This is a genomic window from Streptomyces sp. SCPE 10 (assembly GCF_051980735.1).
Lineage (GTDB): Bacteria > Actinomycetota > Actinomycetes > Streptomycetales > Streptomycetaceae > Streptomyces > Streptomyces misionensis.
The window spans coordinates 4,958,168-4,970,775 of record NZ_CP197069.1 but is presented as its reverse complement, the minus strand read 5'-3'; the positions used below and the strand labels follow the sequence as shown (position 1 = coordinate 4,970,775).

The following is a 12,608-nucleotide window of genomic DNA, read 5'->3' as shown; positions in this document are numbered from 1 at the left end:
GCAGGCTCAGCATGTCTTTTTCCCGTAGAAACTTCCTGATCGCCACCGGTGTGGCCGCGGCCTCCACGACTGTGCTGAGCGCCTGCAGCAGCGACGACAACAAGGCCACCGACAAGAACGTCCCGTCGGTGAGCAAGGCCAAGACCGTGAACATCCCGGTGGGCACCAAGGCGGACTCCACGGGTCCGGCCCCCGAGGTCGCCGGCGCGGTCAAGGGCGGGACGATCTACTCGCTCGACCAGTTCGACATGGACCACCTGGACCCGGCGCAGATCTACGTCGCGACCGAGGGCGCCATCACCCGTCCGATCCTGCGCGGTCTGACCGGCTACAAGGTCGACGACAAGGGCGGCTGCACGCTCGTCGGTGACGTCGCCACCGACGCCGGCACCATGAAGAACGGCGGCAAGACCTGGTCGTTCACCATCAAGGACGGCATCAAGTGGGAGGACGGCACCGACCTCTCCATGGACGACGTCCGCCACACGTTCGAGCGCCTCTTCGCCTCGTTCGTCACCGAGGGCCCGCGCTACGTCCAGCAGTGGCTCGTCGGCGGCGACAAGTACAAGGGCCCGTACGACGGCAAGCACATCGACTCGCTCGAGGTGTCCGGCAACACGATCACCTTCAACCTGACCGAGCCGCGCGCGGACTTCAACTACACGCTCGCCATGCCCGGTTACAGCCTGGTGAACAAGAAGCACGACACCAAGGAGAAGTACGACAAGCGCCCGTTCGCGCTCGGCCCGTACCGGATCGGCAGCCGTGACATCGGCAAGTCGCTGACCTACGTGCGCAACGACCACTGGGACCCGAAGACGGACCCGATCCGCAACGCGTACCCGGACAAGTACGTCTTCCAGTTCGGCTTCGAGCTGGTCGCCTCCACCGACCGCTACATCGCGGACAAGGGCAACGACCAGTACGCGATGTCGATCTTCAACGAGGTCGCGCCCGAGCGCATCGCCCAGGTCATGACCAACGCCACGCTGAAGAAGCGGGTCCTGACCCAGGTCGACACGGTCTGCTACTACTGGCCGATCAACATGACCCGGATCAAGGACGTCAAGATCCGCCAGGCCATCAACTACGCGTGGCCGCACCAGCAGATCCAGACGATCAACGGTGGCCCGGCCACCAACGAGATCGCCACCACCCTGCTGAGCCCGGTCACCCCCGGCTACGAGAAGTTCGACCTGTACGGTGTCGACAAGAAGCCCGGCGGCGACCCGGTCAAGGCGAAGGCCCTCCTCAAGGAGGCCAACGCGATCGGCCAGAAGCTGGTCATCGCCTACCAGCAGTCGGACACCCAGGTGAAGGTGGCCGTCGCGATCAAGAACGCGCTGGAGGCCGCCGGCTTCCAGGTCGTCAACAAGCAGGTCGACAAGTCGACCTTCTACAGCCAGATCGGCAAGCTGGACAACGGCTTCGACCTGATGGGCGCCGGCTGGAGCCCGGACTGGCCGAACGGCTACTCCGTCTTCTACCCCTGCTGGGACGGCAAGAACATCGGCGACGGCCGCAGCAACTACGCCCAGCTCAACGACCCGAGCATCAACAAGGCGATCGAGGCCGCCTCGAAGATCGCCGACGTCGAGCAGGCCAACAAGGCCTGGGGCGCGGTCGACCGCCAGATCATGGAGCTGGCGCCGGTGGTGCCGGACTACAACAAGATCCGCAACTGGATGTACGGCTCCAAGGTCGGCAACGTCGTCTACGACCCGGGCAACACCTGCGTCGCCCTGTGCAAGCTGTACGCGAAGAAGTAAGCGCGTAGTACCCACGGGGGCGGCCACGACCTGGCCGCCCCCTCGGCCCTCCCCCCTATCCCGGCGACGGCGCCCCGTCCGGAAAGTCACGCCCCATGCTCCGCTTCCTTGTCCGCCGAATCCTCGGCGCGCTGGTCATCCTGCTGGTCATCAGCGCCGTCACCTTCTGGCTCTTCTACGCCATTCCGCGTGACCCCGCCATGATGTCGTGCGGCAAGAACTGCTCGCCCGACATGCTCAAGCAGGTCCGGCACAACCTGGGCATCGACCACCCGGTCCCCGTCCAGTACTGGTACTGGCTGAAGGGCATCTTCGTCGGCCGCAGCTACGGCGACTTCGGCGAGTGCGCCGCCCCCTGCCTCGGCTACTCGTTCGCCAACCGCGAGCCCGTCCTCGGCACCATCATGGACCGGCTGCCGCTGACCCTCTCGCTCGCTTTCGGCTCCGCCGTCGTCTTCCTCATCTTCGGTGTCGGCGCGGGCATGATCGCCGCCGTCAAGCAGGGCAAGTGGCAGGACAAGCTGGCCAGCTCCGGCTCGCTGATCGCCTCCTCGCTGCAGATCTACTTCGTCGGTTACATCGCGATGTACTTCCTCGTCGCGAAGCTCGGCATCCTCGACAACCCGTCGTACACGCCGCTCACCGACAACCCCGTCGAGTGGGCCTCCGGACTGCTGCTGCCCTGGCTGGTGCTGGCGCTGATCTGGACCGCCAACTACACCCGTATGTCGCGCTCCCAGCTGGTCGAGACGCTCAGCGAGGACTACGTGCGCACGGCCCGCGCCAAGGGCCTGTCCCGCCGTACCGTCTTCTTCCGGTTCGCCTGGCGCGGCGCGATGGGCCCGATCGTCACCATCTTCGGCATCGACCTCGCCACTCTCATCGGCGGCGCGATCATCACCGAGACCGTGTTCAGCCTCCAGGGTGTGGGCCGGCTCGCGCTGAAGGCGGTGGACCAGAGCGACCTGCCCATGGTGCTCGGCGTGACCCTGCTGTCCGCCGGCGCGATCGTCATCTTCAACATCGTCGTGGACGCCGTCTACGCGCTCATCGACCCGCGGATCCGGCTCGCCTGACCTCCGCCCCATTCCCGACCCCCCGCATCACCCCCAGGAGCGTCCCCGTGACGAGCACCGATCAGCAGCCGTTCCTCTCGATCAAGGATCTAAAGGTCCACTTCTCCACCGAGGACGGCGTCGTCAAGGCCGTCGACGGTCTCAGCTTCGACCTGGCCAAGGGCCAGACGCTCGGCATCGTGGGCGAGTCCGGCTCCGGCAAGTCGGTCACCAACCTGACGATCCTGGGCCTGCACGACCCCGCGCGCACCTCGATCGAGGGCGAGATCCTCCTCGACGGCCAGGAACTGCTCACCGCCTCCGAGCGGGAGCTGGAGCGGCTGCGCGGCAACAAGATGTCCATGATCTTCCAGGACGCGCTGGCCTCGCTGTCGCCGTACCACACCGTCGGCGCCCAGATCTCCGAGACCTACCGCAAGCACACGGGCGCCTCCAAGGCCGAGGCCCGCACGCGTGCCGTCGAGATGCTGCGCCGGGTCGGCATCCCGCAGCCGGACATGCGGGTGGACGACTACCCGCACCAGTTCTCCGGCGGTATGCGCCAGCGCGCGATGATCGCCATGGCGCTGGTCTGCGACCCCGAGCTGCTGATCGCCGACGAGCCGACCACGGCCCTCGACGTGACCGTGCAGGCCCAGATCATGGACCTGCTCAAGGACCTCCAGCAGGAGTTCGGCACCGCGATCATCTTCATCACCCACGACCTGGGGGTGATCGCCGACATCGCCGACGACGTGCTGGTGATGTACGGCGGCCGGTGTGTGGAGCGCGGCACCAAGGAGGAGGTGCTCCGGGACCCGCAGCACCCCTACACGCTGGGCCTGCTCAACTCCATGCCGAGCCTGAACGGCCCGGTGGACGTGCCGCTGACGCCGATCCCCGGCTCGCCGCCCTCGCTGCTCAACCCGCCGACCGGCTGCCGCTTCCACCCGCGGTGCGCCTTCGCCGAGAAGGTCGCGGGCGGCAAGTGCTCCAGCGAGCGTCCGGCGCTGGAGATCGTGGACGGCCGTGGCTCGGCCTGCCACCTCACCGCCGAGCAGAAGCAGGAACTCTTCGCCGACTTCGCCGCGACCCGGCACAACTGACGGACAGCAGACGGGACTTCACGATCATGAGCAACACGAACCCCCTCCTGGACGTCTCCGGGCTGACCAAGCACTTCCCGATCAAGGGCGGCTTCCCGATCCGGCGGACCGTCGGCGCGGTCCAGGCCGTGGACGGGCTGGACTTCCAGGTCGCCGAGGGCGAGAGCCTCGGCCTCGTCGGTGAGTCGGGCTGCGGCAAGTCCACCACCGGCCGGCTGATCACCCGCCTGATGGAGCCGACCGGCGGCAAGATCACCTACCGCGGGCAGGACATCACGCACGCGGGCCGCAAGGACCTCGCGCCGATCCGCTCCGAGATCCAGATGATCTTCCAGGACCCGTACGCCTCGCTGAACCCGCGGCAGACGGTCGGCAAGATCATCTCGGGTCCGATGGAGATCAACGACATCAACCCGGAGGGCGGCCGCGAGAAGCGGGTACGCGAACTCCTGGAGATCGTCGGCCTCAACCCCGAGCACTACAACCGCTTCCCGCACGAGTTCTCCGGCGGTCAGCGCCAGCGCATCGGCGTGGCCCGCGCGCTCGCCCTGGAACCCAAGCTGATCGTCGCGGACGAGCCGGTCTCGGCGCTGGACGTCTCCATCCAGGCACAGGTCGTCAACCTGCTCCAGAAGGTGCAGCGCGAGCTGGGCATCGCCTTCGTCTTCATCGCCCACGACCTGGCGGTGGTGCGGCACTTCTCGCAGCGCGTCGCGGTGATGTACCTGGGCAAGATCGTGGAGATCGGCGACCGCGAGGACCTGTACGAGAACCCGCGTCACCCCTACACCCGGGCGCTGCTGTCCGCGGTGCCCGAGGCGACGGTGGACGAGGAGCCGCGCGAGCGCATCCGCCTGGTCGGCGACGTGCCCTCGCCCATCAACCCGCCGTCCGGCTGCCGCTTCCGCACCCGCTGCTGGAAGGCGACGGAGAAGTGCGCGTCCGAGGCCCCGCCGCTCATCCAGGCGGAGGGCAACAAGCCCGGTCACCTCACGGCGTGCCACTACCCCGAGACGCGGGACATGGTGCCGGCCCCGCGCCTGGCCAAGGACCCCGAGGCGGCGGCCTGACACACCCCTTTTCCGTCGGTCGCTCCCTTGCGGAACGGACTTCACCGGCCCATTGACCCGAGCCACCAGAACGTCCGCTCCACGGGAAGGAAGGCCCGCGTCTCCCCAAGACGCGGGCCTTCGCCGTGCCCGGGTCCACCGCCCCGGCGGGGTGCTGCCCGGAAAGGAGCACAGCCCGCCGGTGAATCACCACTCCCGACTGCGCACACCGCCCCCTGTCGAAAAGCCCCCCGTCGCGGTCGGAGGGTATGACAAACTGCCGCGGTGGTGGATCACTCGTTCGTCGATCTCTCGCTCGCCGCGCTCTACGACGGCCTCAACTCCTGGGGGCCGAGCGACGAGTTCTATCTGAAGCTGGTGCGGCAGGCGGACGCCGTGCTCGATGTCGGCTGCGGCACCGGGCAGTTGCTGCGCAGGGCGCGGGCCGAGGGGCACCGGGGCCGGCTCGTGGGGCTCGATCCGGCCGCGGCCATGCTCGTCCAGGCCCGGCAGGGGAGCACGGACGTCGAGTGGGTGCTCGGGGACACCCGGGTGCGGAGCTGGGACGGCGAGTTCGACCTCGCGGTGATGACCGGGCACGCCTTCCAGGTGCTGCTCGACGACGAGGACGTCCTGCAGTGTCTGCGCGCCGTGCGCAGGGCGCTCAAGCCCGGTGGGCGGTTCGCGTTCGAGACGCGCAACCCGGCCGCCCGCCCCTGGGAGCGGTGGACCCCCGACCGTGTGCGCGAGGTCACCGCCCCCGACGGAGCCGTCGTACGCGTCTGGCACGAGGTCCAGGACGGCGGCCCGCACGACGGCCGGGTCCGGTTCAGCGAGACCTACGACAGCGACGGGTGGCCCGCTCCCCGCGTCAGCCACACCGTCCTGCGCTTCCTGGACGCCGGGGAACTCGGCGCCTTCCTCACGGCCGCCGGGCTGACGGTCGTGGAGCAGTACGGCGACTGGGACGGCGGCCCGCTGACGCCCGCCGCCCCCGAGATCGTCACCGTGGCGACGCCCGCCGTCTGACCCCGCCCGGCGCCTACCCCTGCGCCCCCGCGTCCGGTCCCGGCTCCTCCAGGGCCGCCAGCGCCGGGTCCAGCACGATGTCCTCCTCGCGCGCCTCGGTCGTCGGCTCCTCCGGGAAGTGGCACGCCGTCAGATGGCCCTCGTGGTTGCCGGCGATCCGGACCAGCGGGGGTTCCTCGGTGGCGCACTTGTCCTGGGCCTTCCAGCAGCGGGTGCGGAAGCGGCAGCCGGACGGCGGGGAGATGGGGGACGGCACGTCGCCGGCGAGGCGGATGCGCTCGCGGCCGCCCGACTGACCGTCCGTGAGGCTGACCTCGGGGACCGCGGACAGCAGGGCGTGGGTGTAGGGGTGGCGCGGGCGGGTGTAGATGGAGTCCCGGTCGCCCACCTCGATGATCTTGCCGAGGTACATCACCGCGACGCGCTGCGAGAAGTGCCGCACCACCGCCAGGTCGTGGGCGATGAAGAGGAACGCGATGCCGAGGTCGTTCTGCACCTTCTGGAGCAGGTTGACGACCTGTGCCTGGATGGAGACGTCCAGCGCCGAGACCGGCTCGTCCGCGACGATCAGCTTGGGCTCCAGGGCGAGCGCGCGGGCCACGCCGATGCGCTGGCGCTGACCGCCGGAGAACTCGTGCGGGAAGCGGTTGTAGTGCTCGGGGTTGAGGCCGACGATCTCCAGGAGTTCGCGTACCCGCTTCTCGCGGCCGCCCTCCGGGTTGATGTCGTTGATCTCCATCGGACCCGAGATGATCGTGCCGACCGTCTGCCGCGGGTTCAGCGACGAGTAGGGGTCCTGGAAGATCATCTGGATCTCGGACCGGATCGGGGCCAGTTGCTTGCGCGAGGCGTGGCTGATGTCCTGCCCGCGGTAGGTGATCGTGCCGCCGGACGGTTCCATGAGCCGGGTGATCAGCCGGCCGGTGGTGGACTTGCCGCAGCCCGACTCGCCGACCAGGCCGAAGCTCTCGCCGGTGTGCACGGTCAGGTCGATGCCGTCGACGGCCTGCACCTGTCCGACGGTCCGGCGGATCGGGAAGCCGCCCTTGACCGGGAAGTGCTTGGTCAGCCCCGAGACCTGGAGCAGCGGTTCGCCCTCCGTGTCACCGCCGCGCTCGCGCTGGGCCGGGAGGACCAGGTCCTCTTTCATGACAGTGTCCTCCTAGCCCAGACGGGGCTTGATCTCCTCGATGAAGATGGTCCGCTTCTGGTCGGCGCTCAGATGGCACGCCGACGCGCGGCCGGAGCCGATCGGCGGGCGTTCGGTCGTACAGCGGCCGGCGCCCGCCACCCGGTCCTGGAAGGTGCAGCGTGGATGGAAGCGGCAGCCGCTCGGCGGGTTGAGCAGTGAGGGCGGGGTGCCCGGGATCGGGGACAGCTGCGCACCCGGGTCGGAGTCCAGGCGCGGCATGGAGTTCAGCAGGCCCCAGGTGTACGGGTGCTGGGGCGAGCGCAGCACCTCTTCGGTGGTGCCCCGTTCGACCGCGCCGCCCGCGTACATCACCATGATGTCGTCGGCCATGTCGGCGATCACCCCCAAGTCGTGGGTGATGAAGATGATGCCCGATCCGAACTCCTGTTGCAGGTCCTTCAGCAGATCGAGGATCTGCGCCTGCACGGTCACGTCGAGCGCCGTGGTCGGCTCGTCGGCGATGAGCAGGTCGGGGTCGCAGACCAGGGCCATGGCGATCATCGCGCGCTGGCGCATGCCGCCGGAGAACTGGTGCGGGTAGTCCTTCGCCCGCTGCCGGGGGTTGGGGATGCCGACCTTGCCCAGCATCTCCACGGCACGTTCCCAGGCGTCCTTCTTGGAGGCGCCGTTGTGCTTCATGTACGGCTCGGCGATCTGCCGGCCGACGGTGTAGTAGGGGGAGAGCGCGGTGAGCGGGTCCTGGAAGATCATGGCGACCTTGTTGCCGCGCAGCTTCTCCAGCTCCGACTCGCGCGCGGTCGTGAGCTCCCGCCCGTCCAGCAGGATCTCGCCCTCGACGGTGGTGAACATGGGATTGTGCAGACCGAGGATGGTCAGGTTCGTCACCGACTTGCCGGAGCCGGACTCGCCCACGATGCCGAGCGTCCGGCCCCGTTCCAGGTCGAAGGAGAGTCCGTCCACGGCCCGTACGACGCCGTCCTCGGTCTTGAAGCTGACGTGCAGGTCCCGCACGGAGAGGAGAGGTGTGCTCATGGATGTCTCCCCCTAGGACAGCCGCACGCGCGGGTCGATGAAGGCGTACGCGGCGTCGACGACGATGTTGAAGAGCAGGATCATGGTGGCGGCGAACAGCATCACGCCGAGCAGCAGCGGCAGGTCGCTGAAGAACACGGACTGCACGGCGAGTTGGCCGAGGCCCGGCAGGCCGAAGGTGTACTCGGTGATGATGGCGCCGCCGAGCAGGGAGCCGAGGTCGATGCCGAAGATGGTGACGATCGGGATCAGCGAGCCGCGCCAGGCGTAGCGGAAGAAGACGTACCGCCGGGACATGCCCTTGGCGCGGGCGGTGCGGACGTGTTCCTCCTGGAGCTGTTCGATCATCGCGGATCTCGCCATACGGGTGTACTGCGCGGCGAAGATCGTGGACAGCACGACCCAGGGGATGATCAGCCCGGTGAACCAGGTCAGCGGATCGCCGGTGAAGTTGTTGTACGCGGGCTTGTCGAACCAGTGGGTCTGGTAGACGAGGATCGCGAGGGCCAGCGGGCCGAGGAAGTAGATCTGCAGCGAGCTGACGACCATGGCGCCCGCGGTGGCCGTCTTGTCGACCATGGTGCCGCGCCGCCAGGCGGCCAGCAGACCGGTGCCGAGGCCGACGACCAGGAAGCACACGGCCGCGCCCAGGGTGAGCGAGACGGTGGTGGGCAGCCGGTCCATCAGCGTGTTCCAGACCGGGTCGTTGGTGTGGTACGAGTAGCCGAAACAGGGCGCGGGGCAGGGGCCTTGGGCGAACTGGCTGCTGCCCGCGACGAGGTTGTGCAGGAAGATCCAGTACTGCTCGGTGATGGGCTTGTCGAGCCCGAGCACATGGTGGATGTTCGCGATGCTGTCCGGGTTGCAGGTCTTGCCGCACATCAGCAGCGCCGGGTCCCGGGGCACCCCGAAGAACAGCACGAACGTGACGATGCTCAGCAGGAACAGAATGACGACGGCACCGATGATCCGGCGGACGAGGAAGCGCAGCATGACAGGGCAGCTCTCAGACGTCGGCGGTCCGGGCGGTACCCGGCGCTCCCCCGCGGCGGGGTCGCGCCGGGTACCGGCGGAAGACGGTTACTTGATGTAGAGGCGACGCGGGTCGACGCCGCCGATGACGTCGTCGAAGACCAGGCCGCCGACCTTGGAGCCGGCGATCTGGGTCTGCTTGTAGTACGCGGTCGGGACCTCGTTGACCACCTTGGTGAGGAGGTACTTGTCGAGCTTCTCCCACTCGGCCGCGGACTTGACCGGGTCGGTGATCGTGTTGATGCGGTCGATCTCGCTGTTCACGTGCGCGTCGTTGATCTGCGAGTAGACCGCGGCGCCGTCGGCGATCTGCCGGCCGTCGTACAGCGGCGGAATGACCGTGGAGGCGGACGGCCAGTCGGCGCCCCAGGCCGTGTGGAAGATGTCGTAGGGGTTGTTCAGCTTGGAGACCTGGTCGTAGAAGGTCTCGGCCGGGATCTCCTGGCGCTGCACGTCGAAGCCGGCCTTCTTCAGGCCCGCCGCCATGGCGGTGGAGTACTGCTGGCCCTCGGGGGTGTTGATGTAGCCGAAGGTGAGCTTCATGTTGAGCTTGCCGGCCTCCTTGAGGAGGGCGTGCGCCTTGGCCGGGTCACCCGCGGGCTTCTTCTTCTTGCCGTAGGGGTCGAAGGAGGGGTCGTAGCCGCTGACGGTCGGGCTGATCAGGCCGCCGGCGACCTCCATGGCGTCGGTGCCGCCGTAGGCGCGGACGAAGGGGGTGACCGGCAGGGCGTAGGCGATGGCCCGGCGGACCCGGATGTCCTTCATCTCGGGCTTGCTCAGGTTGATGTTCATCTGGCCCACGTACGACTGGTAGCCGGAGACCGTGCGGGACTTCAGCTTCGGGTCCCGGAGCACCCGGGACAGGTTGCCCGCGTCGACCTGGTTGTTGAAGCTGATGCCGGTCCGGTCGGGGCCGCTGTCGGCGAGCAGCGCCTTGGTGGAGGCCTCGAACTGCTGGTTGAAGGTGATGTTGAACCGGTCCACGTACTGGTGGCGGATCGGGTCGGTCTTCGGGTCCCAGTTCGGGTTCTTGACCAGCACCATCGACTTGCCGGACTGGAAGGACTGGATCTTGTACGGGCCGGTGGTGACCGGGGTCTTGTCGTACTTCTCCTTGGTGTCGCCCTTGGCGGAGACGACGGAGTAGCCCGCCATGGCCAGCGCGTACGGCAGGTCCGGGTGCGGGTTCTTGAAGTGGAAGACGATCGTTTTGTCGTCCGGCGTGGACAGGACGCCGTCCGGCAGGTGCTTGCCCTTGTAGGGGCCGTCGGGCAGCAGCTTGCGGTAGTCGGTGCCGCTGGTGTCGGCGAGCCACTGCTGGATGTAGGTCGGGCCCTGGTTGATGAAGGGCGCGAAGAGCCGCTCGAAGGTCTGGCGGACGTCCTTCGAGGTGATCGGCGTGCCGTCCTCGAACTTGATGCCGTCCTTGAGCGTGTACTTCCAGGTCTTGCCGCCGTCGGTGGTGGTGCCGGAGTCGGTGGCGAGGTCGCCGACCACCTCGTGCTGCTTGCCGTCGTCGCTGGTCGACTTGTAGCCGGTGAGGCCGCGGTGGATCAGCTGGGCGACGGTCATCCCGTCGTTGACGTAGATCTGCGCCGGGTCCAGGTGCGCGTAGCTGTCGCGCTGGAGCACCTCCATGCTGCCGCCGGGCTTGGCGCCGGGCACGGGGGCCGCCGGGCCGGTGGAGTCCGCCGCGTCGCCGAACTTGATGGCGGCCTGCTGGCGTTTGGCGTTCTGCTCGTCCTGCTTGGAGTTGTCGCCGGCGTCGCTGCCGCCCTTGCTGCAACCGGTGAGCACAAGAGCTCCGGCCGCGAGCACGGAGAGTGCGCCGTATGCGTGGCGTCCGCCCCTACTCATCACGAGGATTCCCACCCATCTGTGTATCACCAGTGCGTTGTGTGTGTCACCGGTACGAAAAGGACTCTGGCGTGGTGCGAGGAGTACTGAAGTGACGTGCGGTGAAGAGGAGTTGCCGAAACGGCGGCCGGCGGCCGCTCACCCGGAGGAGGTCAGCGCGCGGTCTTGGGGTCGAACGCGTCCCGGACCGAGTCGCCGAGCAGGTTGAACGCGACGACGAAGATGATCATCGATACGCCCGGGAAGAACATGTAGGTGATGTCGTTCTGCATCACCAGTTCGGTGGACGCCTTGGAGAACATCTGCCCCCAGTCCGGCGTCGGTTCGACGATGCCCACGCCCAGGTAGGACAGCCCCGCCTCGGCGGTCACGAAGTTGGGCAGCAGATACGTCGACTGCACCAGCAGCGGGGTGACGATGTTCGGCAGGATCTCCTTGCGGATGATCCGCCAGGGCGAGGCCCCGCTGACCTTGGCCGCCTCGATGAACTCCCGTTCCCGCAGGGCGAGTGCGGTGCCGCGCAGGATGCGGCCGAGGCCCATCCAGCCCAGGAACCACTGGACGATGATCAGTGCCAGCACCCGGACGTAGGTCGGCGTCTCGTCACGCGGGCTGACGAACAGGGAGACCACGACCGGCATGCTCGCGATGAAGAACAGCTGCGCCGGGAAGGCGAGCAGGAAGTCGATGACCCGGCCGATGAAGTAGTCGGTCTTGCCGCCGAGATAGCCGGCCGCGACGCCGAGCAGGATGCCGGTGACGACCACTGCGAGGGTCACCACGACCGAGATCATCAGCGAGGTGCGGATGCCGTAGATCAGCTTGGTGAAGACGTCGTAGCCGTTGCCGGGTTCGAGGCCGAACCAGAACTGGCCACTGATCCCGCCGTTGGGATGCACCGGCACACCGGCGCTGTCGAAGAGGTCCGGGCGCTCGTCCGCGTAGACCGTGTACGGGTTCTTGCCGTACAGCTTGGAGATCAGCGGGGCGAGCAGGCCGATCAGGAAGAAGAAGCCCACCACGTAGGCCGAGACCACCCCGGTGCGGTCGCGCTTGAAACGCATCCACATCAGCCGGCCGGGAGACCGGCCCGCCAACTCGACGGCTTCGCCCTTCGCCTTCGGCCCTGGTTCGCCGGAGACGACGACCGAGGTCCCGCCGCCCCCAATGTCGATAGGACTTGTCACGGTTCGTCCGTTTCACAGATATGAGTGTGAGTGGTGCCCGGGTACTCCGAGGACGCGCGAAACCGCAGCCGGACGCGCGTAGCTCCAAGACCTGGTCACTCGACGGGAAGTGAAGAACCGATCCGTCTGTTGCCGATGACACCGCACATGGGTGTTCCTCCTCACGACTGCACGCGTTCACCTACAAGAGAGGGTTCTGGCCTTGCCTCCGACACCCCTGACGGAGGCTCAGGATTCCCCTGGTGCTCGTGAGTCGACGCAACTGTCCCCACAGTGCGTGACCCATTGACCCGAGCGCTACGCGGCTAACTATCTGCCATGGGCTCAACCAGCGACCAC

General features: G+C 67.8%; 10 protein-coding genes. 5 read left to right on the top strand and 5 right to left on the bottom strand.

Annotated features, from left to right (window positions below; genetic code table 11):
* Positions 1 to 11: 11 nt before the first annotated feature.
* The 5 genes from ACSP97_RS23110 (at position 12) to ACSP97_RS23090 (ending at position 6,008) form a co-directional block, all read left to right on the top strand.
* Entirely contained in the window at positions 12 to 1,769 is a 1,758-nt protein-coding gene (locus ACSP97_RS23110) for an ABC transporter substrate-binding protein (protein WP_440554075.1), read from the top strand.
* Positions 1,770 to 1,864: 95 nt separating this feature from the next.
* A complete protein-coding gene (locus ACSP97_RS23105; protein ID WP_355150183.1) occupies positions 1,865 to 2,845 on the top strand; it encodes an ABC transporter permease in 981 nt (326 codons plus the stop codon).
* Between the two features lie 47 nt (positions 2,846 to 2,892).
* On the top strand, positions 2,893 to 3,930 hold the full coding sequence (locus ACSP97_RS23100; RefSeq protein WP_355150181.1) for an ABC transporter ATP-binding protein: 1,038 nt from the start codon (positions 2,893 to 2,895) through the stop codon (positions 3,928 to 3,930).
* Between the two features lie 26 nt (positions 3,931 to 3,956).
* Complete coding sequence (locus tag ACSP97_RS23095) at positions 3,957 to 5,000, top strand: ABC transporter ATP-binding protein (protein ID WP_355530185.1); 1,044 nt, start codon at positions 3,957 to 3,959, stop codon at positions 4,998 to 5,000.
* Positions 5,001 to 5,264: 264 nt separating this feature from the next.
* Positions 5,265 to 6,008, top strand: a complete 744-nt coding sequence (locus ACSP97_RS23090; RefSeq protein ID WP_358276373.1) for a class I SAM-dependent methyltransferase — start codon at positions 5,265 to 5,267, stop codon at positions 6,006 to 6,008.
* Positions 6,009 to 6,021: 13 nt separating this feature from the next.
* Here the strand turns inward: ACSP97_RS23090 and ACSP97_RS23085 are convergent, their stop codons facing one another.
* From ACSP97_RS23085 to ACSP97_RS23065, 5 genes are all read right to left on the bottom strand, one after another.
* Positions 6,022 to 7,158, bottom strand: a complete 1,137-nt coding sequence (locus ACSP97_RS23085; RefSeq protein WP_440554072.1) for an ABC transporter ATP-binding protein — start codon at positions 7,156 to 7,158, stop codon at positions 6,022 to 6,024.
* 12 nt (positions 7,159 to 7,170) lie between these two features.
* Positions 7,171 to 8,193 carry an ABC transporter ATP-binding protein gene (locus ACSP97_RS23080; protein WP_355530194.1) on the bottom strand — a complete coding sequence of 341 codons (1,023 nt, stop codon included), beginning with the start codon at positions 8,191 to 8,193 and terminating at the stop codon, positions 7,171 to 7,173.
* Positions 8,194 to 8,205: 12 nt separating this feature from the next.
* The gene (locus tag ACSP97_RS23075) at positions 8,206 to 9,186 is read right to left on the bottom strand and encodes an ABC transporter permease (protein WP_355145988.1); all 981 of its coding nucleotides are present in this window, start codon (positions 9,184 to 9,186) and stop codon (positions 8,206 to 8,208) included.
* Positions 9,187 to 9,273: 87 nt separating this feature from the next.
* Complete coding sequence (locus ACSP97_RS23070; RefSeq protein ID WP_355145986.1) at positions 9,274 to 11,082, bottom strand: ABC transporter substrate-binding protein; 1,809 nt, start codon at positions 11,080 to 11,082, stop codon at positions 9,274 to 9,276.
* A 152-nt stretch (positions 11,083 to 11,234) separates the two neighbouring features.
* Entirely contained in the window at positions 11,235 to 12,269 is a 1,035-nt protein-coding gene (locus ACSP97_RS23065) for an ABC transporter permease (RefSeq protein WP_355145984.1), read from the bottom strand.
* Positions 12,270 to 12,608 lie beyond the last annotated feature (339 nt).

What these genes read in the sequence shown, in the direction of transcription:
- ACSP97_RS23085 (WP_440554072.1), bottom strand. Translation starts at nt 7,158, where the DNA reads ATGAAAGAGGACCTGGTCCTCCCGGCCCAGCGCGAGCGCGGCGGTGAC.
- ACSP97_RS23095 (WP_355530185.1), top strand. Translation starts at nt 3,957, where the DNA reads ATGAGCAACACGAACCCCCTCCTGGACGTCTCCGGGCTGACCAAGCAC.
- ACSP97_RS23075 (WP_355145988.1), bottom strand. Translation starts at nt 9,186, where the DNA reads ATGCTGCGCTTCCTCGTCCGCCGGATCATCGGTGCCGTCGTCATTCTG.
- ACSP97_RS23110 (WP_440554075.1), top strand. Translation starts at nt 12, where the DNA reads ATGTCTTTTTCCCGTAGAAACTTCCTGATCGCCACCGGTGTGGCCGCG.
- ACSP97_RS23070 (WP_355145986.1), bottom strand. Translation starts at nt 11,082, where the DNA reads ATGAGTAGGGGCGGACGCCACGCATACGGCGCACTCTCCGTGCTCGCG.
- ACSP97_RS23080 (WP_355530194.1), bottom strand. Translation starts at nt 8,193, where the DNA reads ATGAGCACACCTCTCCTCTCCGTGCGGGACCTGCACGTCAGCTTCAAG.
- ACSP97_RS23105 (WP_355150183.1), top strand. Translation starts at nt 1,865, where the DNA reads ATGCTCCGCTTCCTTGTCCGCCGAATCCTCGGCGCGCTGGTCATCCTG.